The sequence below is a fragment of the Streptomyces sp. NPDC005551 genome (assembly GCF_042871785.1).
In the GTDB taxonomy this organism is placed as follows: domain Bacteria; phylum Actinomycetota; class Actinomycetes; order Streptomycetales; family Streptomycetaceae; genus Streptomyces.
The window spans coordinates 525350-549190 of sequence record NZ_JBIAJE010000006.1 but is presented as its reverse complement, the minus strand read 5'-3'; the positions used below and the strand labels follow the sequence as shown (position 1 = coordinate 549190).

Here is a 23841-nt window from a genome sequence, read left to right as displayed (position 1 = left end):
ATCGCCCCCGGGGCGTTCGCACGGCATCCCGTCCGGGAGCGCGTCATCACCTCGACCGAGCCATGAAACCAGCTTAAGCGGCGTTTCTGACAGGAACTTGACGCACGGCTCCGCCGGTCCGCGTGGCGCCGGGTGCCCGGCCCGGCGCGGGTCCCGCCCGCTCAGTACTCCCGCCGGTAGAAGGGCCGCACCCGGGCGCGCATCCAGTCGCCCACCGGGTCCTGGGCGACATCGAGGAGGAGCAGGTTCACCGGCCGGTCCACCGGGACCCGGCCGAGCGCCCGGCCGAGCGCGTCCAGCGGGTACGTCCTTGCCGGGCCCTCCCATTCGGACAGTTCGACACCGACGAACATGACCGGGTCGCCGCCCTCGATGCTGGCCAGGCAGCGGCGGGCGGTCAGCACCACGCCGGTGGCGGCGAACTCGGCCGAGGCCGCGGACAGGAAGTCGACCGGGTCGTCCTGCCAGTCGGGTTCGAACAGCCGGACCCGGCCGCCGCTCGCGGGTCCGTCCAGCGGGGTCCGCCCGGTGCGGCACAGTTCGGCGACGGCGGGCGGCGGGAGCGGCACGCCGACCACGCCGTCCGGGTTGACCGCGAGACCGACCTGCGGGGGCAGTCCGCGCGCGAACTCGACGGCCGGCGCGATCGTGTACGCCATGTGGGCGCCGACGACCTGGCGGAACTGCTCCTCCGAGCTGAAGACCGGGACGTACGCCTGCCCCTCGATCTCCAGCATGGGCAGGTCGAGCGGGCCGCTGTGCGGGCCGCCGCCGTTCGGCAGCGGGATCCACAGGAAGCTGCGGCCGAGGACCTCGACGATCCGGGCACCGGCCGACGGCACTCCGAGGGACGCGGAGAGGACCTCCTCCAGTTCGTTGCCTGGCCATCCGCCGTGCGGATGGGGGTGCGGGTACGCCTGTGCCGGGAAGTCCATCTGTCTACCGCCTGCTGTGAACCGCTGTTCCGGCTGGAACCCTAACCGGTGGGCGCGTACGCGGGTCAGTCGCCGAAGTCGATCCGGCGCAGCACGTCCGCCGCCGCCCGGTCGATCAGGACCGCCGAGCCGCAGCCCTTCGGCAGGTCCCCCTTCTCGACGGACCGCAGCAGCAGCCCGGCCGCCCGGCGGTGGCGGAGGAACGCGTAGCGCGAGACGCCGCGGCCGCGCTCGCGCTGGCCGTCCAGGGCGGTGTCCGGCGTCACGTCGAGGAGCAGCAGGTGCAGCGTGCCGCCCCGGCGGCGTGCCTCGCGGGCGAGCCAGCGGCGCACCCAGACCTGGGTGCCGCAGTCGTGCACGACGACGCCGGCGCCCGAGCGCAGTGTGCGGTGCAGCCCGGTGTAGTGCGTGAGCCGGACGACGGGGCGGTAGAGCGCGTACGGCAGGAAGCGGGACAGCCGGGTGTCCCAGCGGTCGCGGGTGTCCTGGGAGTCGACGCGCGCGCCGCGCACGGCCCGGCGCATCAGCGTGGACTTGCCGCTGCCGGGCAGACCGGTCACCACGACGACGTCGGACGCGCCGAAGGACAGGCCGTGCGGGCTGTGTCCCGCGCGCTCGCGCAGATCGCGGACGACGGGTCCCGGCGCGGGTCCGCACGCCTCCCGGGCCGGGACACCGGGTTGTTCGGGCACCGCGAGTCCCGAACCCGTCGCGTACGCCGTGGTCCTGTTCACCCTGATCGTCCTCCCCCTCGGATCCGGAGTCCCATCCCATTCGAGTGTAAAGAGAAGGTAATGCGGGACGCCTCTGGTTTCCGTCCTCGTCCTGCCACAGACCCGTCACAGGTCCTGTGCCGCCTGCCGGACAGGGCGCCCCTGCCGGGTTTCACGGATGCGTGCAATGATGTGCCCGCCAACTGCATACCGGCCGCTTGAATCCGCGCGGGAGAGTCCCGGGGCATCGGTCCCCGGGCGCCGAAGGAGCAAGTCCCTCCCTTGAATCTCTCAGGCCCCGTTACCGCGCGGGCGAGGCACATCTGAAAAGCGGGCCGCTCACCAGTGGCTCCACCCAAGGTGCAAGTCACGACCACCGGTTCGCCGGGTCGTGATGAACCTCTCAGGTTCCGATGACAGATGGGGAGGAACGACCTCGCCGTCATGCCTTGGGAGCCCCACCGATGAGCAGTAACGCCCCCCGTCACACCGCGCTCGACGCCCTGCACCGCTCGCTCGGCGCGACGATGACCGACTTCGCCGGCTGGGACATGCCCCTGCGCTACGGCTCCGAGCGCGACGAGCACCTCGCCGTGCGCACCCGGGCCGGTCTCTTCGACCTCTCCCACATGGGCGAGATCACGGTCACCGGACCGCAGGCCGCCGCCTTCCTGAACTTCGCCCTCGTCGGCAACATCGCCTCGGTCGGGGTCGGCCGCGCCCGGTACACCATGATCGTCCGCGCGGACGGCGGCATCCTCGACGACCTGATCGTGTACCGGCTCGGGGAGCAGGAGTACATGGTGGTCGCGAACGCCTCCAACGCCCAGGTGGTGCTGGACGCGCTGACGGAGCGGGCCGCCGGTTTCGACGCCGAGGTGCGCGACGACCGTGACGCGTACGCGCTGATCGCGGTCCAGGGCCCGGAGTCCCCCGGCATCCTCAAGTCCCTCACCGACGCCGACCTCGACGGCCTCAAGTACTACGCGGGTCTGCCCGGCACGGTCGCGGGCGTCCCGGCGCTGATCGCGCGCACCGGCTACACCGGCGAGGACGGCTTCGAGCTGTTCGTGGCGCCGGCCGACGCCGAGAAGCTGTGGCAGGCGCTGACCGAGGCGGGCGCTCCGGCCGGGCTCGTCCCCTGCGGGCTGTCCTGCCGCGACACGCTCCGCCTGGAGGCGGGCATGCCGCTGTACGGGCACGAGCTGACGACGTCGCTCACCCCCTTCGACGCGGGCCTCGGACGGGTCGTGAAGTTCGAGAAGGAGGGCGACTTCGTGGGCCGGGAGGCCCTGTCCGCGGCCGCCGCCCGCGCGCAGGACGACCCGCCGCGCGTGCTCGTCGGGCTCGTCGCCGAGGGCCGCCGCGTGCCGCGCGCCGGCTACTCCGTCGTCGCCGGCGGTGAGGTGATCGGCGAGGTCACCTCCGGCGCGCCCTCCCCGACGCTCGGCAAGCCGGTCGCCATGGCGTACGTCGACGCCACGCACGCCGCTCCCGGCACGGCCGGTGTGGGTGTGGACATCCGGGGCAGCCACGAACCGTACGAGGTCGTGGCGCTGCCGTTCTACAAGCGCCAGAAGTGACACTGGTCCCCGCGCGCCGCACGTGACACCGGCCCGGACGCCGGACGCGACACCGGCCCGGGTACCGGACACGACACCGGCCACGTGCCGGAAGTGACACCGGCCCGGGTACCGGCCGGACACCTGCCCCCGGGCGCCGGAAGCGGCGCCGGGCGCGTCCGTCCGGCTCAGCTACGTCCCCGCTTCATCAGCACTCCCCCGCGTACAGGAGAATTCAGGCCATGAGCAACCCCCAGCAGCTGCGTTACAGCAAGGAACACGAGTGGCTGTCGGCCGCCGAGGACGGCGTCTCGACGGTCGGCATCACGGAGCACGCGGCCAACGCGCTCGGCGATGTCGTGTTCGTCCAGCTCCCGGAGGTCGGTGACACCGTGACCGCCGGCGAGACCTGCGGCGAGCTGGAGTCGACCAAGTCGGTCAGCGACCTGTACGCCCCGGTCACCGGCGAGATCGTCGAGGCCAACCAGGACGTCGTGGACGACCCGTCCCTGGTGAACTCGGCTCCCTTCGAGGGTGGCTGGCTGTTCAAGGTGCGCGTCGCGGACGAGCCGGCCGACCTGCTCTCCGCGGACGAGTACACCGAATTCACCGCAGGCTAAGGACTCCCGACTGATGTCGCTTCTGAACACGCCCCTTCATGAACTCGACCCGGACGTCGCCGCCGCGGTCGACGCCGAGCTGGACCGCCAGCAGTCCACCCTGGAGATGATCGCCTCGGAGAACTTCGCTCCGGTCGCGGTCATGGAGGCCCAGGGCTCGGTCCTCACCAACAAGTACGCCGAGGGCTACCCGGGCCGCCGCTACTACGGCGGCTGCGAGCACGTCGACGTGGTCGAGCAGATCGCCATCGACCGTGTGAAGGCGCTCTTCGGCGCCGAGCACGCCAACGTCCAGCCGCACTCGGGCGCCCAGGCCAACGCGGCCGCCATGTTCGCGCTGCTCAAGCCGGGCGACACGATCATGGGCCTGAACCTCGCGCACGGCGGGCACCTGACCCACGGCATGAAGATCAACTTCTCCGGCAAGCTCTACAACGTGGTCGCGTACCACGTCGACGACGCCACCGGTCGGGTCGACATGGCCGAGGTCGAGAAGCTGGCCAAGGAGTCCCGGCCGAAGCTGATCGTGGCCGGCTGGTCCGCGTACCCGCGTCAGCTCGACTTCGCCGCGTTCCGCCGGATCGCGGACGAGGTCGGCGCCTACCTGATGGTCGACATGGCGCACTTCGCCGGCCTGGTGGCGGCGGGGCTGCACCCGAACCCGGTGCCGCACGCGCACGTGGTCACCACCACCACGCACAAGACGCTGGGCGGCCCGCGCGGTGGCGTGATCCTGTCCACCGCCGAGCTGGCGAAGAAGATCAACTCTGCTGTCTTCCCCGGTCAGCAGGGCGGTCCGCTGGAGCACGTGATCGCCGCCAAGGCGGTCTCCTTCAAGGTCGCCGCCACGGACGACTTCAAGGAGCGCCAGCAGCGCACCCTGGACGGCGCCCGGATCCTGGCCGAGCGGCTGGTCCGGGACGACGTCAAGGCCGTCGGCGTCGACGTCCTCTCCGGCGGCACGGACGTCCACCTGGTCCTCGTCGACCTGCGCAACAGCGAGCTGGACGGGCAGCAGGCCGAGGACCGGCTCCACGAGGTCGGCATCACGGTCAACCGCAACGCCGTCCCGAACGACCCGCGCCCGCCCATGGTCACCTCCGGCCTGCGCATCGGCACGCCCGCCCTCGCCACCCGCGGCTTCCGGGCCGAGGACTTCGCCGAGGTCGCGGACATCATCGCCGAGGCGCTCAAGCCGTCGTACGAGGCGGACTCGCTCAAGGCCCGGGTGTCCGCTCTGGCCGCCAAGCACCCGCTGTACCCCGGCCTGAAGTAGTTCGTACGCTTTTTTGCCGTACGGGTCTTTTCGTGACACCGTCTTCATTCGTACGAACGTCCGGGGCACCGCGCACACTGGAAACGGAGCGCGGTGCCCCGCCGCATGCACCGCCCCGCACGACCGGCTGACAACGGCGTCCGCCGAAACCCCTAGGAGTCCTCCGTGGCCATCTCGGTCTTCGACCTGTTCTCGATCGGCATCGGCCCGTCCAGTTCCCACACGGTCGGCCCGATGCGCGCGGCCCGCATGTTCGCCCACCGGCTGCGCAACGAGGAGCTGCTGACCCCGACGGCCTCGATACGCGCCGAGCTGTACGGCTCCCTCGGCGCGACCGGTCACGGCCACGGCACTCTTAAGGCGGTGCTGCTCGGCCTCGAGGGCGCCTCCCCGCGGACGGTGGACGTGGAGGGCGCCGACGAGCGCGTCGAGGCGATCCGCACCGGCGGCCGTCTCGTGCTGCTCGGCGAGCACGAGATCGCCTTCTCCTTCGACGACGACCTGGTCCTGCACCGCCGCAAGGCCCTGCCGTACCACGCGAACGGCATGACGCTGTGGGCGTACGACGCCGAAGGCAAAGAGCTGCTGTCGAAGACCTACTACTCCGTCGGCGGCGGTTTCGTGGTCGACGAGGACGCGGTGGGCGAGGACCGCATCAAGCTGGACGACACGGTTCTCAAGTACCCCTTCCGCACGGGCGACGAGCTGCTGCGCCTGACGAAGGAGACCGGTCTGTCGATCTCCGCGCTGATGCTGGAGAACGAGCGGGCCTGGCGCACGGAGGAGGAGATCCGCGAGGGGCTCCTGGAGATCTGGCGGGTGATGCAGGCGTGCGTGTCGCGCGGCATGTCCCGCGAGGGCATCCTGCCCGGCGGCCTGAAGGTCCGCCGCAGGGCGGCGGTCTCGGCCCGGCAGCTGCGCGCCGAGGGCGACGCGCCCGCGTACGCCATGGAGTGGATCACCCTCTACGCGATGGCCGTGAACGAGGAGAACGCGGCCGGGGGCCGGGTCGTCACCGCGCCCACCAACGGCGCCGCCGGCATCATCCCGGCCGTCCTGCACTACTACGTCAACTTCGTGCCGGGCGCCGACGAGGAGGGAGTCGTGCGCTTCCTGCTCGCGGCCGGCGCCATCGGCATGCTGTTCAAGGAGAACGCCTCCATCTCCGGCGCCGAGGTCGGCTGCCAGGGCGAGGTCGGCTCCGCCTGCTCCATGGCCGCCGGCGCGTTCGCGGAAGTCCTCGGCGGCAGCCCCGAACAGGTCGAGAACGCCGCCGAGATCGGCATGGAGCACAACCTGGGCCTGACCTGCGACCCCGTCGGCGGCCTGGTCCAGATCCCGTGCATCGAGCGCAACGGCATGGCCGCGGTCAAGGCCGTGACCGCGGCGAAGATGGCCATGCGCGGCGACGGCTCCCACAAGGTCTCCCTCGACAAGGTCATCAAGACCATGAAGGAGACGGGCGCGGACATGTCCGTCAAGTACAAGGAGACGGCCCGCGGCGGGCTCGCGGTGAACATCATCGAGTGCTGAGCCCCCGCCGGTGCGTATAGGGGTGGGCCCACGGAAGTAAGGGAAAAAACAAGGGGAGTCGGCGCTTGTTCCGCCGCTCCCCCTGCTCCCCCTTCCTCCCCCCACGCACCAGGAGTCGCCATGCTGCGCGGCATCGACGTGAGCGCCTATCAGTCGTCCTCCTACTCCACCGACGGTCTGTCCTTCGTCTTCGTGAAGGCCACGGAAGGCCGTTCGTACGTCAATCCGAGGCTGAACGCCCAGGCGAAGCGGGCCCGGGACGCCGGCTGCGTCGTCGGGTTCTATCACTTCCTGTGGCCGGGCAACCTCACCGCGCAGGCCGAGTACTTCCTCGACCGGGCTCCGGAACGGGCGGGCGACATCCTCGCCGTCGACTGGGAGACCACGGGCGAGGGGACCCACGCGAGCAACGCCGAGAAGGACCGCTTCCTGCGCATCCTGAAGGAACTGCGTCCCGGTCACCGCGTCGTCCTCTACTGCAACCGCAATTTCTGGCTCGACGTGGACACCACCTCGTACGCGGGCGACGGTCTGTGGATCGCCGACTACGTGACGGCGGGAAAGCCGCGGATCCGGGCCGACTGGACGTTCCACCAGTACACCGACCACCCCCTGGACAAGGACGTGGCGGACTTCACCAGCGCGGCCGACCTGCGGGAATGGGCCAGCCCGTAGGCTTCCCGGCATGGGTGGGACAGTGACCGCGGTCAGCAGCAACGGGACGTATTCCTTCACCAAGCCGAACCGGGAGAGCATCACGCTGCTCGACGGGCTCGGGGTCGAGGGGGACGTGCACGCGGGCGTGACCGTCAAGCACCGGTTCCGGATGCGGAAGGACCCCTCGCAGCCCAATCTGCGACAGGTGCACCTCATCCACGAGGAACTGTTCGAGGAGCTCCGCGCGGCGGGTTTCGCCGTCGCACCCGGGCAGCTCGGGGAGAACGTCACCACCCGCGGGATCGATCTGCTGGGCCTGCCGACCGGGGCGCTGCTGCGGCTCGGGGACGAGGCCGTGGTCGAGATCACCGGGCTGCGCAATCCGTGCGCGCAGATCGACGGCTTCCAGAAGGGCCTGCTCAAGCAGGTCGCCGGGCGGGGCGAGGACGGTGCGGCCGTCGTCAGGTCCGGCGTCATGAGCGTCGTACGGGCCGGGGGCGTGGTGCGGCCCGGGGACCCGGTAGCAATCGAGCTGCCGGACGGGCCGCACCGGCCGTTGCGGATCGTCTGAACGGGCGCGGGCGCGGTCAGCCGCGGTGGTCCGCCGGGCGTTCCGCCGGCGCATCCGCGAGCGCCTTCGTCACCTCGTCGACGCCCGCACGCAGGCCGTAGACCGGGGTGCCCGGCTGCTGGCGCCAGGAGTCGTCCAGGCCGCCGGCGTCGACGCTGTCGAAGCCGAGTTCGTCGACGAGGGTACGGACGACCCGCTTGGCGGCCTCGTCGTCCCCGGCCACCGGGAGGGCGATGCGGTCGGGGTCGCCCGCCGGGCGGCCGCGGTCCAGGATGTCCTGCGCGTAGGTGCCGTTGAAGGCCTTGACGACGGTGTGGCCGAGCTGCTGGGCGGTCCAGCGGCTCTCGGTCAGGCCCTCGTCCTCGATCGCGGCGATCCGGCCGTCGCGCTGCTGCGGGTAGTAGTTGCCGGTGTCGATCACGGCGACGCCCTCGGCCGCGCCGTCGAGGACTCCGGACGGCAGGTCGGGCACCGCCTTGAGGGGGATGGTGACGACGACGACTTCGGCGCCGCGCGCCGCCTCCTCGACCGGTACGGGCGTCGCCCCGGTCTCCTCGGCGAGGGCGGTGAGGGTGTGCGGACCGCGGGAGTTCGCGACGGAGACCTCGTGTCCGAGGGCGGTGAGCCGACGCGTGAGGTTGCCGCCGATGTTGCCCGCTCCGATGATGCCGATCTTCATGGCTCGCCCTTCCGGGGGTCGGATGTGTGCTGACGCGCAGCAGTAACCCCCGGACGCGGGGCAGCTATTCCGAGGGACGGGCGGACGGGTGACGGGAACAACCGGAAGGGGCGCCCCCGCGGTCGCGGCGGGCGCCCCTTCTCCGGCCGGCTCACTTGTTCAGGTGGGCCCAGAACTCGTCGAACGAGAGGAGCTTGTCTCCGTCGATGTCACGGGAGGCGATCACGGCCTCCGCGACCGACTCGGTGACGTTCCAGTCCCCGCCCTGGGCGAGAGCGGTTTTGAACTCGGCGGCCGTGATGAACCCGTCGCCGTCCGCGTCGATCCGCTCGAACGCCTTGCGTGCTTCCTCGATGTCCGCCACCGGATCCGCCCCTTCTTGGTGCTTCATGCGGGCCCATCGGCCCAACTGACGGAGGTCAGGTTAACGGTCCGCCCGCGGACGCGGCGCGGCGCCCACCCGGGCCGGTGCCGGGGCGCGCCGGGCCGTGCCCGATCATGAGTGCGGGCCGGCCGTCGTGGCGGCCGGGGACCCGGTACGAGCGGAAGGGGTGGCGGCATGGCCGGCACACTGCGGGACATCCTGGACGCGGCGGCCCGCGGGGTCTTCCCGCCGGCCGACGGCCGCACCACCGTCGTACCGCAGCACTCCGCCCGCGACGCGGGCGTCCTCGCCTTCACCGCACACTCCGTCGTGTTCACCGACGAGGACCCGGCGTGGGTGCACGAGACCCTGCGCGCCCTGGACTGCGATCCGCTGGCGGCGACCATGAACCCGCGGTTCCTCGCCGCCTTCATGGACCGCACCGGGCGCTCCACGGACACGGTCGATCTGCTGACCGTGGCCGCGCCGCTGCCCGGGGAGCCGCCGCTCGCGCTGACGGAGATCGACGACCCCGGTCACCCCCGGGTGGTCCGGGCGCGCAAGCGACGGGACGACGTGCGGGTCTGGGCGGCGGGCGGGGCCGTACTCGTGCTGGGGCGCGGGGTCGCGGGGCGGCTGGAGGCCGCGGTCGAGGTGCCGGAGTCCGTACGGCACCAGGGGCTGGGGCGGGCCCTCGCGGCGGCGGCGCGGCAGCTGAGCGCGGGCGAGCCGGTGTGGGCCCAGCAGGCGGCCGGGAACGCCCGTAGTGTGCGGGCGTTCCAGGCGGCCGGTTACCGTCCGGTCGGGGCGGAGGCTCTCTTCGCCGGCCGGTGAAGCGCGCCTCCGGCCCGACCGGGCGGGCTCAGTGCCAGGGTTCGTAGTGCGGGTTGCTCTCGCAGTCGCTCATGATCTCGGTCCTGGTCTTCTTGTCGACCGGGCAGACGCCGATGACGTACTGCCGCGCGATGCCGCCGGGAAACGCGACCTCGGCCTGGTCGGCCCATCGGTGGGTGTCACCGATGGTCTTGTTGACGTCGATGCCGCCGGGGGCGTCGATGTAGTAGTTGTAGGCGCTCTTCCACGTCTTGTAGAGGTCGTGGTCGTAGCTCGTCGAGACGTACGGCGAGGGCTGGTTGACCAGGACGTACTGCTCGATGTCGTACTGTCCGCCGACGGTGTCCTTCGGGTGGAAGCCCTGCTCGAAGACCGTCGCGGGGCCGCGGCCGTCACTGCGGTAGAGGGTGCCGCAGGTCGTGCGCCACACCGGCTCGGGAGTGATGCGCCCGACGTCGACGCGGCGGTCGGCCGCGGCGGTGACCGGGTCGAAGAACTGCGGGCAGGAGGGCGCGGCGGCCTTGGCGGGCGGGGCGGCCGGGGCGGCCGGGGAAGACGTCGCGGCGGACGTGGCGAGGACGGCCGACAGGGACAGGACGACGGCGGCGGCCCGTCGCCGCAGGCGAGTTGTGATCATGCGGAGCACGATCTCGGCTCAGCGGCGACGGGTCCGGGACCGTCACTCGTACGGAGGCGTGTCACTGCGCCCGGTCGACGGGGCCGCCCGTCGCACCGGGGCCGCCCGTCAGCGGAAGATGCCGGTGTGCCCCAGCGAGTAGCGGCCGGGCTGCGGGTACACCGCGAGGCCGTGCGGGCCGCTGCCGACCTTGATGCGGGCGAGCTGGACGCCGGTGCGGGTGTCGATGGCGTACACCTCGGAGTCGTAGCGGCCGGACAGCCACAGCACCTTGCCGTCGGCGGAGACGCCGCCCATGTCGGGGCTGCCGCCGTCGGGCAGGTGCCACTTCTTGGTCAGCTTGTCCTGGGCGAAGTCGAAGACGGAGACGGTGCCCTCGCCGCGGTTGGAGATGTACATCTCGCGCGAGTCGCGGCTGACGTAGAGGCCGTGGCAGCCCTTGCCGGTGGGCAGCAGGGTCGGTTCGGTGAACTTGTCGCCGTCCAGGACCCACATGCCGTGGGCCATCATGTCGGCGATGTAGAACTTCTTGCCGTCCGGGGAGATCTTGACGTCCTGCGGCATGGCGCCCTCGAACGGCAGTTTCCGCTGGGCGACGACCTTCATCTTCTCGGTGTCGACCTTGAGCAGCTCGCCGCTGAACTCGCAGGAGACGATGAAGTAGCGGCCGTCGGAGGAGAAGTCGGCGTGGTTGACGCCGTAGCAGCTGACCGGTTCGGTCCTGACGCGCTTCATGGTGTGCGCGTCCCGGAAGACCAGCTCGCGGTCGAGCGAGGCCATCACGATCGCGTACTTGCCGTGGGGCGTGAAGTAGAGGTTGTACGGGTCGTGCACGTCGACGGTCCGGCCCGCCCTGCCGGTCTTCGGGTCGATGGGCGTGAGGGTGTTGCCCTTGTCGTTGTTGACCCACAGCGTCTTCATGTCCCAGGACGGGACGACGTGCTGCGGCTGGGAGCCGACCGGGATCGTCTCGATGACCTCGTACGTGGCCGGGTCGATGACCGACACCGTGTTGGAGTTGGTGTTGGGGACGTAGACCCGGGAGGGGAAGTCCTTGACCACCGGGGAGAGCTTGTTCGGGCGGTCGGCGGCGTAGACGTCCGCCGGGTCCAGCACGGGCGGCATGCCGGGCAGCCCCCGGCTCTGCGGGGGCTGAGCGGGTTTGACGGGCGCCTTGGTGCCCAGGGCCTCGTCGGCGTGGTCCTTCGCCCCGCTCGCGCAGCCGGCGAGGGCGGTGAGTACGGCGCCCGCGATCAGGGCGCGCCTGGTGAGGTTCCGGTTGCGGTGCATCAGCTCAGCAGCTCCGTGGTGGTCACCGCGCGCAGTTGGCGGCGGGCGAGTTCTTCCAGGACGGCGGGGAGCGCGGCGACCGTGTCCGCGTACCCGAAGTGCAGGCTCACCACGGATCCGGCGCGGACCTCGCCGAGGACCTTGCGGGTCACGGTGGCGGCGCCCGGCGAGGTGAAGTCCAGTGAGTCGACGTCGTACGAGAGGACGTGCGGGTAGCCCGCGCGGCGGGCCAGCCGCTCCACCAGCGGTGAGGCGCGCGGGGTGCGCGAGGGCCGGAACCAGGTGCCGGCGGACCCGGTGAGCCGACGCAGCCGGTCCGCGCAGCCGCGGATCTCGGCGTACGCGTCCGGCTCGGACATCGCGTTGATGTCGAGGTGGCGCAGGGTGTGGTTGCCGAGGTCGTGACCGCCGTCGAGGATGCGGCGGGCCATCTCCGGGTGCGCGTCCAGCCAGCTGCCGACGGCGAGCACGGTGACGCGGGCGCCGCGCCGCTCCGCCTCGCCCAGCAGGGAGCGGGCGATCGCGGGGTCCCCCTGTCCGTGGAAGGTGAGGGCGACCCGGGGCCGGGTGCGGGGGCCGTGCCCGATCTGCACGGGCTGTCCCGGGAAGCGGCGGGCCGCGGGCGCCGGGTGGGGCGAGGCGGGCGGGTGCGGGGTGCCCGGGGCGCGGGCCGGGTCTGCGGCGGCCCCCCTCGGGGAGCACGCGGCGGCGAGGGCCCCGGCTGCGGCGAGCCCGGCACCCGCACGCAGCGCCGAGCGGCGGTCTGTCGTGGTCATCTGCCCCATTTAAGGGGGATTGCGCCGGAAATGAGCCGATTGACGACGGGAACGACGAACGCGGGTCGCGAGAAACCGTCCCCTCCGGCACCCGAGAAGCGGGCCCGGGGGCGGAGCCTCGCGGCGGGGGCCGGGGACGGAACCCCCATGGCGGGCCCGGGGACGGAACCTCGCGGCGGGGGCCGGAGGCGGAGCCCCACGGCGGGGGCCGGAAGCGGAGCCCCATGGCGGGGGCCCATGGCGCAGCCCCATGGCGGGTCCGGGGGCGCAGCCTCGCAGCGCGTCCCTGGGGCAGACCCCGGGGTGGCGCGGGGGCCCGGGGTGACCCGGGGAGGTCCGAGGGGGCGGGCCCCCGGGGCGGGCGCTGAGGGCGTGGGCCGGGGAGAGGGGGCGCGGCCGCCGGGTCGGGGGGACGTCAGCGGTCGGCGACCCGCATCTCGAACCACGTCGTCTTGCCGCGCGGCAGCAGGTCGACGCCCCAGCGGTCGGAGAGCTTGTCGACGAGGAAGAGCCCCCGGCCGCTCAGGTCCGTCTCCTGGACCGGCAGCAGGCAGGGCAGCCCCCGGGAGGGGTCGCGCACCTCGACGCGGATCCAGCCGCGCCGGCGCCGCATCCGGAGGCCGAAGACCCGGGCGCCGGTGTGCCGCACGGCGTTGCCGACGAGTTCGGAGACGAGTAACACCGCGTCCTCGGTCATCTTCGGCGAGAGCCCCCAGTGGCGCAGCACCACCACCTGGACGAGCCGTCGGGCGGTGGCCGCGGACTCCGGACGCGACGGCAGGGGCACCTCGCCCTCCGTGGGATTGCCGAACAACTCCAGCGCCTTCAGCGCCCGTTCGTCCTCCATCGCCGGCGACCAGCGCGCCGCGGTCGCGTGCCGCCGCGGCTGCTCGACACCCTCCAGCCCCGCCATGGCACCATCATGGCCGCCCGCCGGGCCCTCCGGGGCGGTTCCGAGGGAATACGCCCCCCGGAATCGCTCGTTCCGCAGTGGCCGTCCGGCATATGCCACAGGCAATTCAAGAGTGGTGACAGCACGTCCGACCTGCGACGCGGTCCCCCTCGCAGGCAGGTGCGGCAGGGCCTCGTTCAGTCGTCCTTAAGGTTGTCTTAAGGCGGACATAAACCAGCCCTACGGGGGACGCGGGGCGGGAGGCCGCGTCAACCGCGAGGCGGACGCGGCGTCAAGTGTGGTGCGATCAGAGGAACTTCGCCTTGCCGGGACCCTCGTCCACGAAGCTGCGCATGCCCCGCTCGCGGTCCTCCGTCGCGAACAGCCCGGCGAACCAGTTCCGCTCGATGGCCAGTCCGGTCTCCAGGTCGGTCTCCAGGCCGGCGTCGACCGACTCCTTGGCGGCCCGCAGCGCGAGGGCGGGGCCCTGCGCCAGCTTCGCCGCCCACGCGTGCGCCTGGGCGTACACCTCGTCCGCGGGGACGACCCGGTCGACGAGCCCGAGGGTCAGGGCCTCGTCCGCCTTGACCATGCGGCCCGTGAAGATGAGGTCCTTGGCCCTGGAGGGGCCGATCAGCCGGGCGAGGCGCTGGGTGCCGCCGGCTCCGGGGATCAGGCCGAGCAGGATCTCCGGCTGGCCGAGCTTCGCGTTGTCCGCGGCGATGCGGTAGTCGGCGCAGAGCGCCAACTCGCAGCCGCCGCCCAGCGCGTAGCCGGTGACCGCGGCGACGACCGGCTTGGGGATGCGGGTGACAGCGGTGAAGGAGTCCTGCAGGCCCCGGGACCGCACGATCATCGCCGCGTGGTCCATGGCCTGCATCTCCTTGATGTCCGCGCCGGCCGCGAACACCTTCTCGCCGCCGTACAGCACCACCGCGCGCACGTCGGTGCGGCGCGTGGCCTCCTCGGCGAGTTCCTTGAGGCGGTCCTGGGTGGCGATGTCCAGCGCGTTCATCGGCGGACGGTCGAGGCGGATGGTGCCGACGCCTTCGGCGACTTCGAGATGCACAGTCATGGGAGCAGGTTAGTGGGCGTTAACGACAACGGGCCCGGTGTGCTCGGTCACAGCGGCACACCGGGCCCGGAGGCGTTTCGGGGACTCAGGCGGTCCACTTCTCCCAGGACATGTTCCAGCCGTTGAGCCCGTTGTCCGGGGCCACGGTCCTGTCGTGGGAGTTCTTCACGACGACCACGTCACCGACCATCGAGTGGTCGAAGAACCACGCGGCGGGCACGCTCCGGTCGCCGCCGCCGCGCACGTCGCGCAGACCGACGCAGCCGTGGCTGGCGTTGTAGTTGCCGAAGGCGTCGCCGCCCCAGTAGTTGCCGTGGATGAACGTGCCCGAGTTGGTCAGGCGCATCGCGTCCGGCACGTCCTTGATGTCGTACTCGCCGCCGTAGCCGACGGTCTCGCCGTTCATCCGGGTCACCCGCAGGCGCTCGCTGATGACCATCTGGCCGTTCCAGGTCTCGTAGCCGGGCTTGCCGGTGGTGACCGGGATGGTCTTGAGGGTTTTGCCGTCGCGCCTGACGGTCATCTTCTTCGTCTTGACGTCGACGGTGGAGACCTGGCTGCGGCCGATCGTGAACTTCACGGTCCTGGCCTGCTTGCCGTAGACCCCGGGCCGGCCCTCGACGCCGTCGAGGTTGAACTCGACGGTGACCTTCGTGCCGGCCTTCCAGTACTCCTCGGGACGGAAGTCGAGGCGGTCGTTGCCGAACCAGTGCCCCTGGACGTCGACGGCGGGCTCCGTCTTGACCGTGATCGCCTTCTCGACGTCCTCCGGGTGCGTGATGCCCCGCGTGAAGTGGACCGAGAAGGGCATGCCGACGCCCACCTCGGCGCCGTCCTCGGGCGTGTAGCTGCCGACGAAGGTGTTCTTCGGGGTCAGCGTGGTGAACGCGGACTCCTCGGCGGACTCACGGCCGTCGGCGTCCTCGGCCACCGCGTGGACCTTGTACTTGGTGGCCGCGGCCAGATGCGTGGAGGGCGTCCAGGTGGCGCCGCCGTCGGTCACCTTGCCCTCGACCTCGTTGCCCTCGCCGTCCTGGACCTTCACCTCGGTCAGCCTGCCCTTGGCCGCGGTCACCTTGAGTGCGCCGCTGGTCCGCACGCCGTCGGCGCCGTCCTTGGGCGCGACCGTCACGACGGCCGCCGACGCGCCGGTGTCCGCCGTGCCCGGCTCGCCCTTGCTCTTCCCTGACCCGGAGTCCGTGTCCCCGCCCCCGCCGCACGCGGTCACCGCGCACAACAGGGCACCCAGCAGCAGTGCCAGGGCCCTCTTGTTCCGCGGTGTCCGCGCGCCAACCGACGCCCCCGATATCGGTCGCCCGTTCACAGTCGATCTCCCCTCGCACGGCCTGATCAGGCCCGCACCCCGGCGCGTCCCACGCGCGTATCGCGCTAATTAATCACACCGCCAGGAGGGATGGATCCCCGTGATTGTCACCGTTCAGTCCCAAGTTCAACTGTCCGGAGGCGAGTCGGGGGCCGCTCGGTACGTGCCCCTATGTCGGGCTACTTCACCGCCGTGCCCGCTTTCCACCGCTTCCAGCCCATGTTCCATCCGCCGAGGCCGTTGTCGGGGGCGACCTCCTTGTCCTTGCTGTGGACGACCTCGACGACGTCACCGATGAGACTGCGGTCGAAGAACCAGCCCGCGGGAGTCCGTGAACTGCCGCCCTTGACGTCCCGCAGGCCTACGCAGCCGTGGCTGACGTTGGTGTTGCCGAAGGAGTCCGGCGCCCAGTAGTTGCCGTGCAGGAAGGTGCCGGAGGCGGTGAGGCGCATCGCGTGGGGGACGTCGGGGATGTCGTACTCGCCGCCGAAGCCGACCGTGCGGCTGTTCATCCGGGTCACCTCGAGCATCTCCGTGACGACCATTTTGCCGTTGTACGTCGTCGTCTTCGGCGCTCCCGCGGTGATCGGCACGGTGGCGAGGAGGTCACCGTCGCGGCGTACCTCCATGGTGTGCTCGGCGGCGTCGACGAGGCTCACCTGGCTGCGTCCGACGGTGAAGGTGAACGTCTTGTACTGCAGCCCGTAGACACCCGGCGCCCCTTCCACGTCCCGCAGCCGCAGCGCCACCGTCACCCGGGTCCCCGGCTTCCAGTACCTCTGCGGCCGGAAGTCGAGCCGGTCCCGGCCGAACCAGTGCGGGCGGATGTCCACCGCGGGCACGGCGCTCACCCGGATCGCCCGCTCGACGGCGGCCCGGTGCTCGATCTCCCGGTTGAACTCCAGGGAGACGATCATCCCGGTGCCGACCGTGGAGCGGTTCTCCGGCGTCACGTACCCGATGAACCGCTCGTCCGGTACCGCCGTCCGGAACGTCGTGTGCCGGGCGGAGCGGCGTCCGTGGCCGTCCAGCGCCACCACGTCCACGGTGTACGTGGCGGCGAGGGCCAGCCTCCGGTCCGCGGGGCGCCAGGACAGGCCGTCGTCCGCGATGCGGCCGGGTACCTCGTACTCCTGTGCGTCCTGGGACTTGACGACCTTCACCGACTCCAGACGCCCGCTCGGCACCCGTACCCTCAGCTCCTCCCCCGGCCGCACCCCCTTGCGGCCGTCGTCCGGCGAGATCCGGATCACGTCCTCGGGTGAACGGGGTTTGCCGAGCACCTCGTCCATCCCGTTCGAGGTGCAGCCGGTGGCGGCGGCCAGCAGGGCCGCCCAGGTCAGTACGGCGGCCAGCACGGCCCCGGCGCGTCGCGCGCGTGTCTGTACGTGCATCACGACGACCCAACGACCATGCCCCTCCGGGGGAAACGTGAGTGCGACCCGAGCTGTGGGCAGAACAGGGGGGAGGACGACGCGACGGGGAACCGCGGCCGGGACGCCACGGGCCCCTTTTCTTGTCGCTCCCCATCGAGCCGCAGGAGGCTGACCGGTGTCGAGCGCACCCGAGCAGGAGGCAGTCCAGGAAGGACATGCCGCGGGCGGCGGGCTGCCCACGCAGTCCGCCCCTCCGAGGAACGGCACACCGCGCTCGGCGCCCGTCGTGCCCGTGTGGCCGGGTACCCCGACACCGCTCGGGGCACGCTTCAGGGTCGGCCCCGACGGCGTGCCGGGCACCAACTTCGCGCTGTGGGCGGGCGGCGCGGAGGCCGTGGACCTGTGCCTCTTCGACGAGCCGGGCGGCGGGGCGGCCGAGACCCGCGTCAAGCTCACCGAACTGACGCACGAGATCTGGCACGGCTTCGTCCCCGGCGTGTTCCCCGGCCGCCGGTACGGCTACCGGGTGCACGGCCGCTGGGACCCGTGGACCGGCGCCCGCTGGAACCCGGCGAAACTGCTCCTCGACCCGTACGCGCGCGCCGTGGACGGCGACTTCAGCCTGCCGCCCGAGGTGTACGGGCACGTCCGCGACTGGCCCCAGCAGCATGTCGCGGACACGGTGCGCGACGACCGCGACTCGGCCCCGTACGTCCCCAAGGGGGTCGTCGTGCACGACGACGACGACTGGGCGGACGACCACCGTCCCAAGACGCCGTGGTCGGACTCGGTGATCTACGAGCTGCACGTACGGGGCTTCACCCGGCTGCACCCCGACATCCCGGAGGACCTGCGCGGCACGTACGCGGGCCTGGCGCACCCGGCGGCGATCGCACACCTGACGGCGCTCGGGGTGACGGCGGTGGAGCTGCTGCCCGTGCACCAGTTCGCGCACGAGGACCATCTGCTGCGCCGGGGTCTGCGCAACCACTGGGGCTACAACTCCATCGGCTACTTCGCCCCGCACGCGGCCTACTCCGCGACCGGGACCAGGGGCGAGCAGGTCGGCGAGTTCAAGCGGATGGTGCGGGCGCTGCACGCGGCCGGCATCGAGGTCATCCTCGACGTGGTCTACAACCACACGGCGGAGGCGGGTGAGCTCGGCCCGATGCTGTCGCTGCGCGGCATCGACAACCGGGGCTACTACCGGCTCCAGTCCGACGCCCGGCGGTACGCGGACTACACGGGCTGCGGCAACACCCTGCACGTGGTGCAGCCGCACGTCCTGCGGCTGATCACCGACTCGCTCCGCTACTGGGTGACGGAGATGGGGGTGGACGGCTTCCGCTTCGACCTGGCGGCGGCTCTGGCCCGCTCCATGCACGACGTCGACATGCTGTCCCCGTTCCTCGCCGTCATCGCGCAGGACCCGGTGCTGCGGCGGGTGAAGCTGATCGCGGAGCCGTGGGACGTCGGCTCGGGGGGATATCAGGTGGGTTCCTTCCCGCCGCTGTGGACGGAGTGGAACGACCGGTACCGCAACGCGGTGCGGGACTTCTGGCGCGGGGCCCTGCCGGACGTGCGGGACCTGGGGTACCGGCTTTCGGGTTCGAGCGACCTGTACGCGTGGGGCGGCCGGCGCCCGTACGCGTCCGTGAACTTCGTGACGGCCCACGACGGTTTCACCCTCCGGGACCTGGTCTCGTACGAGCGCAAGCACAACGAGGCCAACGGGGAGGGCAACCGGGACGGCACCGACGACAACCGCGCCTGGAACTGCGGCGTCGAGGGCGAGACGGACGAGGAGCGCGTCCTGGCCCTGCGGCGCCGCCAGCTGCGCAACCTCCTGACGACGCTGCTGCTGTCCACCGGAGTGCCGATGCTGGTCGCGGGCGACGAGTTCGGGCGGACGCAGCGGGGCAACAACAACGCGTACTGCCAGGACAACGAGATCAGCTGGGTCGACTGGTCACAGCTGGCGGACCCCGGGTGGCGGGCTCTGTTCGACCTGACGTCCCGGCTGATCGCCCTGCGGCACGCGCATCCGGTGCTGCGGACGCGGGCCTTCTTCTCCGGGCGGGCCCACTCCGCCGACGGGCTGCGGGATCTGGCCTGGTTCACCGCACGCGGCACCGAGATGACGGAGCGGGACTGGTACGCGCCGGCGGCGACGCTCGGGATGTACCTGTCCGGGCGGGACATACCCGGGCGGGACGCCCGGGGAGCGCCCGTCGTCGACGACAGCTTCCTGGCGGTGCTGCACGCCGGGGACCGGCCGGCGGCCTTCGTCCTGCCGGGGCCGCCGTGGGCCGCGGAGTACGAGGTCGTCGTGGACACCTCCCGGGAGGAGCAGCAGGAGGCACCGGGAGTGGTGCACCCGGCCGGGACGACCGTCACGGTGCCGGCCCGTACGGTGCTGCTGCTGCGCGTCGCGGGGTGAGCGGCGGGGCGGGGCGCCGGAGGGTCTCCGTCCGGGACCGCGGGACCGTCCCGGGTCCGGCCAAAACTCGGTGGGCGGTGTCAGTGGCGATCCGTAGGCTCGCCCCTGATGGCCACGACAGATGCGACGACCGAGGATCACCATGACCCCGTCTCGGGGCCCGGGCGGGCCGGCGCCCGGGACGGCGGTGACACGAGCGACCACCCGGGCCGCGGCGGCGGCTCCACCGTGCGCAGTCTGCTGCGCCTGTGGCCGTACGTCCGGCCCGTGCGGGCGCGGCTGTTCGGCGCGGCGGGCGTCGCGGTCGTCGCCTCCTGCACGGGGCTGGTGTTTCCGCTCGTCCTGAAGTGGCTCGTGGACGGGCCGGTCGCCGACCGGGATCCGCGCGGGGTGTGGCTCGGGGCGCTGTACCTGCTGCTGCTCGGGTTCGCGGAGGCGCTGCTGTTCGGGTTGCGCCGCTGGATGGTGGCGCGGCCGCTGGCGGGCGTCGAGGCGGCGATGCGGGCGGATCTCTACCGGCATCTCCAGCGGCTTCCGGTCGCCTTCCACGACCGCTGGGCCTCGGGGCAGCTGCTGTCCCGCGGCACCACGGATCTGATGCTGGTGCGCATGTTCCTGGCGTTCCCGCTGACCTTCCTGCTGGTCAACGGCGTGACCATCCTCGCCGGCATGACCATCATGCTGCTCCAGCAGTGGAGTCTCGGGCTGGTGCTGCTGGGCCCGGTCCTGCCGGTGGTGGTGGTCTGCTGGTTCTTCGAGCGGCGGTACTCGGAGGTGGCCCGGCGGGCCCAGGACCAGGTGGGCGACCTGACGACGGTCGTCGAGGAGAGCGTCCTCGGCATCCGCATCATCAAGGGCTTCGGGCGCCATCGCAGCCAGGCCCGCGCGTTCCGGGAGCTGTCGCAGACCCTGCGCGGCACGGAACTGGCCAAGGCCCGGCTGCTGGCCGCGATCTGGGCCGTCATCGTCACCCTGCCCGAACTCGCCATCGGCGCCGCCCTGGTGCTCGGCACGGTCCAGGTCGCCGACGGGGAGCTCTCCGCCGGCACGCTGGTCGCCTTCCTGTCGACGGCTCTCGCCCTGCGCTGGCCCGTCGACTCGATCGGCTTCCTGCTGGCGATGAGCCAGGAGGCGGCGACGGCGACCCAGCGGTACTTCGAGGTGATGGACTCCCCGCCGGAGTCGGCCGACCCGGTCCCCGGGGACGCGGGTGCCGCTCCCGGCGCGGGCGCCGACGCGGGTGCCGCTCCCGGCGCAGGTGCCGACGCCGGTGCCGCTCCCGGCGCAGGTGCCGACGCCGGTGTCGCTCCCGGCGCAGGTGCCGACGCCGGTGTCGCTCCCGGCGCGGGTGCCGTCCGAGCCGGGGCCGCCGTCGGCGCGCGTGCCGCCGGCGGACTGCGGTTCCACGGCGTGCGGTTCCGCTACCCGGACGCCCCGGCGGACGCGGCCCCCGTCCTCGACCGCGTCGACCTGCACATCCGCCCGGGCGAGACGATGGCCCTCGTCGGCGCGACCGGGTCGGGCAAGACCACCCTCACGGCTCTCATCCCCCGGCTGCACGAGGTGACGTCGGGCCGCATCACGCTGGACGGCGAGGACATCACGCGGATGCCGCGGGCGACGCTGCGCGAACTCGTCGCCGTTGCCTTCGAGGAGCCCACCCTCTTCTCGGCCGGCGTCGGCGAGAACGTCCTGATGGGCGCCGGGGACAGCGCGGGCGGGGTGGAGCTGGACCGCGCCCTGGCCGTCGCGCAGGCCGACTTCGTCCACGCCCTCCCGCAGGGCACCGGCACCCAGGTCGGCGAGCAGGGCCTGAGTCTGTCCGGTGGCCAGCGCCAGCGGCTCGCCCTGGCGCGTGCGGTCGTCGGCAACCCCCGCTTCCTCGTCCTGGACGACCCGCTGTCGGCGCTGGACGTCCACACGGAGGCCGCGGTCGAGGCGGCCCTGCGCCGCGTGCTGGCCCGCACGACGGCGCTGGTCGTCGCGCACCGCCCGTCCACGGTGCTGCTCGCCGACCGGGTGGCCCTGCTCTCCGGCGGCCGGATCGCCGCCGTCGGCACCCACCACGAACTGCTGCGCTCGAACGCCGAGTACGCCTGGCTGATGTCGGGCGCCGAGAACACCGACGCCGCTGCCGGGGCGGCACACGGCACCCACGCCTCAGCCGTGGCCGGCCACGGCGGCGCCCGCACCGAGGAGGACCACCGATGACGGCGCCCACGACCACCGCGCCGGACAAGGACCCGGACCGGGAGCCGGCCGGGGAGCAGAGGCCACCGGGCCGGGAACCCGCCGGGCCCGGCGATCCCTTCGACCGCGACGTCCTGCCCACTCCCCCGGGCGCGACCGCCGCGCTGCTGCGCTCGCTCCTCGCCCCGCTGAAGGCCCGGGTCGTCGTGGCGACGGTCCTGCTGCTGGTCCAGCAGGCGGCGGTGCAGCTGGGTCCGCTGCTCGTCGCGTACGCCATCGACCGTGCCGTACCGGCGCTCCGGCGCGACGACCACGGACCGCTGATCGCCGTGGCGGTCGCGTACCTGCTGTGCTCGGTCGTCTCCGGTGCGCTGCAGTACGCGTTCATCTCGGCGTCCGCCCGGGTCAACCAGGATGTGCTGCTGGACCTGCGCGGCCGCATCTTCCGGCACGCGCAGGCCCTCAGCATCGACTTCCACGAGCGCTACACGTCGGGCCGGCTGATCTCCCGCTCCACGACGGACGTGGAGTCCCTGCGGGAGCTGCTCAGCGAGGGCCTGCAGGAACTCGTGATGGTCGTCCTGTCCTTCGTCTACATCTCGGCGATGCTGCTCTGGCTCGACCTCGGTCTCGGCGCGCTGGCCGTGGCCTCCTTCATGCCGCTGTACCTCCTGGTACGGCTCTATCAGCGCCGCGCGGGCCGGGTGTACCGCGTGCGGTCGACCGCGATCGCCGCCGTCATCGTGAAGTTCGCGGAGACGATGAACGGAATCCGGCCAGTGCGTGCCTTCCGGCGCGAGGCGGCCAACGACGCGGAGTTCCGCGTCCTGAACGAGCGCCACGAGCGGACGAACGGCGACGCCCTGCTGGAGATGGCCCGCTATGTCACCGGCTCGCGCCTGATCGCCAACACGGCGGTCGCGGGGATGGTGCTGTGGGGCGCGTACCGGGTGGCGTCCGGCTCCCTGGAGCTCGGCGTGCTGGCCGCGGCGGTGCTCTACCTGCGTCGCCTGTACGACCCCATCGACCGGCTCGGCATGTTCCTCAACTCCTACCAGTCGGCCGCGGCCTCGCTGGAGAAGATCGCGGGTCTGCTCGCCCAGACGCCCGCCGTGCCGGAGCCCTCGACGCCCCGGTACCTGCCGGAGTCCGCGTCGGAGCACCCGGGCCGCGAGGTCGTCTTCGAGGGCGTCCGCTTCGCCTACCGCACCGGCGGCGAGGTGCTGCCCCGTTTCGACCTCACGCTGCCGGCCGGGCAGACGGTGGCCGTGGTCGGTTCCACCGGCGCCGGCAAGTCCACCCTGGCCAAGCTGCTGGCCCGCTTCTACGACCCGACCGAGGGGCGGGTCCTGCTGGACGGCGTCGACCTGCGCGACCTGCCGAACGCCGAACTGCGGCGCGGGGTGGTGATGGTGACCCAGGAGGCGTTCCTGTTCTCCGGCACGGTCGCCGAGAACATCGCCATCGGCCGCCCGGACGCTCCCCGTGAGGAGATCGAGCGGGCCGCGAAGGCGATCGGCGCGCACGACTTCATCAGCGCGCTGCCCGACGGCTACGACACGGACGTACGCAAGCGGGGCGGTCGCATCTCGGCCGGCCAGCGCCAACTGGTGGCGTTCGCGCGGGCGCTGCTCGCCGACCCGGCCGTACTGATCCTGGACGAGGCGACCAGCTCGCTGGACATCCCCGGCGAACGGGCGGTGCAGCGTGCGATGTCGACCGTCCTGCACGGCCGCACGGCCGTCGTCATCGCGCACCGCCTCTCCACGGTGGAGATCGCCGACCGGGTCCTGGTGATGGAGCACGGCCGGGTCGTCGAGGACGGCACACCGGGTCAGCTCATCGTGGACACCGGCAGGTTCGCCGACCTCCACCGGGCATGGCAGGACAGTCTGGCCTGACCGAACAGCCAGTTCGTATACCGAACATGACCACCCGGACAACGAACGGTTTCCAGCCAACTTCTTGATGCGCCCCTGACAGACAGGGCATTCTGCTGCCACTCTTCCCACGGCCGCTCCACAGCAACCTCACAGCAACCCGGCTGTGCGGCGGCGCAACCTCCTTGCACCTGGTTCCGCGTACCGCCCTGTTCTG

Annotated in this window: 21 protein-coding genes and 1 riboswitch; of the genes, 10 read left to right on the top strand and 11 right to left on the bottom strand. The window is 72.1% G+C overall.

Annotation, left to right across the window (positions count from 1 at the left end):
• Positions 1 to 161: 161 nt before the first annotated feature.
• On the bottom strand, positions 162 to 935 hold the full coding sequence (locus tag ACFYP4_RS20510; RefSeq protein ID WP_358853617.1) for an enhanced serine sensitivity protein SseB: 774 nt from the start codon (positions 933 to 935) through the stop codon (positions 162 to 164).
• Between the two features lie 65 nt (positions 936 to 1000).
• Positions 1001 to 1675 carry an AAA family ATPase gene (locus ACFYP4_RS20505; protein ID WP_358853643.1) on the bottom strand — a complete coding sequence of 225 codons (675 nt, stop codon included), beginning with the start codon at positions 1673 to 1675 and terminating at the stop codon, positions 1001 to 1003.
• Positions 1676 to 1867: 192 nt separating this feature from the next.
• Positions 1868 to 1965, top strand: a riboswitch (glycine riboswitch).
• Positions 1966 to 2112: 147 nt separating this feature from the next.
• Here ACFYP4_RS20505 and gcvT point away from each other — a divergent pair.
• The 6 genes from gcvT (at position 2113) to ACFYP4_RS20475 (ending at position 7867) form a co-directional block, all read left to right on the top strand.
• Positions 2113 to 3231, top strand: coding sequence for a glycine cleavage system aminomethyltransferase GcvT (gene gcvT, locus ACFYP4_RS20500; protein ID WP_358853616.1), 1119 nt, complete (start codon positions 2113 to 2115; stop codon positions 3229 to 3231).
• A gap of 221 nt (positions 3232 to 3452) precedes the next feature.
• Positions 3453 to 3830 carry a glycine cleavage system protein GcvH gene (gcvH, locus tag ACFYP4_RS20495; protein WP_358853615.1) on the top strand — a complete coding sequence of 126 codons (378 nt, stop codon included), beginning with the start codon at positions 3453 to 3455 and terminating at the stop codon, positions 3828 to 3830.
• 13 nt (positions 3831 to 3843) lie between these two features.
• Positions 3844 to 5106 (top strand): serine hydroxymethyltransferase, encoded by a 1263-nt coding sequence (glyA, locus tag ACFYP4_RS20490; RefSeq protein WP_358853614.1) that lies wholly within the window; start codon positions 3844 to 3846, stop codon positions 5104 to 5106.
• Between the two features lie 165 nt (positions 5107 to 5271).
• Entirely contained in the window at positions 5272 to 6639 is a 1368-nt protein-coding gene (locus ACFYP4_RS20485; protein ID WP_388786815.1) for an L-serine ammonia-lyase, read from the top strand.
• A 120-nt stretch (positions 6640 to 6759) separates the two neighbouring features.
• Entirely contained in the window at positions 6760 to 7314 is a 555-nt protein-coding gene (locus tag ACFYP4_RS20480) for a glycoside hydrolase family 25 protein (protein WP_388786812.1), read from the top strand.
• 10 nt (positions 7315 to 7324) lie between these two features.
• A complete protein-coding gene (locus tag ACFYP4_RS20475) occupies positions 7325 to 7867 on the top strand; it encodes an MOSC domain-containing protein (protein ID WP_388786809.1) in 543 nt (180 codons plus the stop codon).
• 16 nt (positions 7868 to 7883) lie between these two features.
• Here ACFYP4_RS20475 and ACFYP4_RS20470 read toward each other — a convergent pair whose 3' ends face one another.
• Both ACFYP4_RS20470 and ACFYP4_RS20465 read right to left on the bottom strand, forming a co-directional pair.
• A complete protein-coding gene (locus ACFYP4_RS20470; protein ID WP_388786896.1) occupies positions 7884 to 8570 on the bottom strand; it encodes an NADPH-dependent F420 reductase in 687 nt (228 codons plus the stop codon).
• A 127-nt stretch (positions 8571 to 8697) separates the two neighbouring features.
• Positions 8698 to 8910, bottom strand: coding sequence for an EF-hand domain-containing protein (locus tag ACFYP4_RS20465; RefSeq protein ID WP_358853641.1), 213 nt, complete (start codon positions 8908 to 8910; stop codon positions 8698 to 8700).
• 195 nt (positions 8911 to 9105) lie between these two features.
• On the opposite strand from ACFYP4_RS20465, the gene ACFYP4_RS20460 reads away from it, so the two are divergent.
• Entirely contained in the window at positions 9106 to 9744 is a 639-nt protein-coding gene (locus tag ACFYP4_RS20460) for a GNAT family N-acetyltransferase (protein WP_358853610.1), read from the top strand.
• A 28-nt stretch (positions 9745 to 9772) separates the two neighbouring features.
• On the opposite strand, the gene ACFYP4_RS20455 is transcribed toward ACFYP4_RS20460, so the two are convergent.
• The 7 genes from ACFYP4_RS20455 to ACFYP4_RS20425 form a co-directional block, all read right to left on the bottom strand.
• Positions 9773 to 10381 (bottom strand): ADP-ribosyltransferase, encoded by a 609-nt coding sequence (locus tag ACFYP4_RS20455; protein ID WP_358853609.1) that lies wholly within the window; start codon positions 10379 to 10381, stop codon positions 9773 to 9775.
• A 108-nt stretch (positions 10382 to 10489) separates the two neighbouring features.
• Complete coding sequence (locus ACFYP4_RS20450; RefSeq protein WP_358853608.1) at positions 10490 to 11671, bottom strand: YncE family protein; 1182 nt, start codon at positions 11669 to 11671, stop codon at positions 10490 to 10492.
• A complete protein-coding gene (locus ACFYP4_RS20445; protein ID WP_388786804.1) occupies positions 11671 to 12447 on the bottom strand; it encodes a polysaccharide deacetylase family protein in 777 nt (258 codons plus the stop codon). The genes ACFYP4_RS20450 and ACFYP4_RS20445 overlap by 1 nt, the downstream gene beginning before the upstream one ends.
• Positions 12448 to 12862: 415 nt before the next feature.
• Positions 12863 to 13465 carry an ATP-binding protein gene (locus ACFYP4_RS20440; protein ID WP_358853606.1) on the bottom strand — a complete coding sequence of 201 codons (603 nt, stop codon included), beginning with the start codon at positions 13463 to 13465 and terminating at the stop codon, positions 12863 to 12865.
• Positions 13466 to 13646: 181 nt separating this feature from the next.
• Positions 13647 to 14414, bottom strand: a complete 768-nt coding sequence (locus ACFYP4_RS20435; RefSeq protein ID WP_358853605.1) for an enoyl-CoA hydratase-related protein — start codon at positions 14412 to 14414, stop codon at positions 13647 to 13649.
• A gap of 85 nt (positions 14415 to 14499) precedes the next feature.
• On the bottom strand, positions 14500 to 15738 hold the full coding sequence (locus tag ACFYP4_RS20430; protein WP_388786800.1) for an Ig-like domain-containing protein: 1239 nt from the start codon (positions 15736 to 15738) through the stop codon (positions 14500 to 14502).
• A gap of 179 nt (positions 15739 to 15917) precedes the next feature.
• Positions 15918 to 17135, bottom strand: coding sequence for an Ig-like domain-containing protein (locus ACFYP4_RS20425; RefSeq protein WP_358853603.1), 1218 nt, complete (start codon positions 17133 to 17135; stop codon positions 15918 to 15920).
• Positions 17136 to 17289: 154 nt separating this feature from the next.
• Between ACFYP4_RS20425 and glgX the strand changes: the two genes are divergently transcribed.
• The 3 genes from glgX to ACFYP4_RS20410 all read left to right on the top strand — a co-directional run bounded on the left by glgX (position 17290) and on the right by ACFYP4_RS20410 (position 23645).
• On the top strand, positions 17290 to 19554 hold the full coding sequence (gene glgX, locus ACFYP4_RS20420) for a glycogen debranching protein GlgX (RefSeq protein ID WP_388786797.1): 2265 nt from the start codon (positions 17290 to 17292) through the stop codon (positions 19552 to 19554).
• A gap of 108 nt (positions 19555 to 19662) precedes the next feature.
• Positions 19663 to 21765, top strand: coding sequence for an ABC transporter ATP-binding protein (locus ACFYP4_RS20415; RefSeq protein WP_388786794.1), 2103 nt, complete (start codon positions 19663 to 19665; stop codon positions 21763 to 21765).
• Positions 21762 to 23645 carry an ABC transporter ATP-binding protein gene (locus ACFYP4_RS20410; protein WP_358853600.1) on the top strand — a complete coding sequence of 628 codons (1884 nt, stop codon included), beginning with the start codon at positions 21762 to 21764 and terminating at the stop codon, positions 23643 to 23645. The genes ACFYP4_RS20415 and ACFYP4_RS20410 overlap by 4 nt, the downstream gene beginning before the upstream one ends.
• The last annotated feature ends 196 nt before the right edge of the window (positions 23646 to 23841 follow it).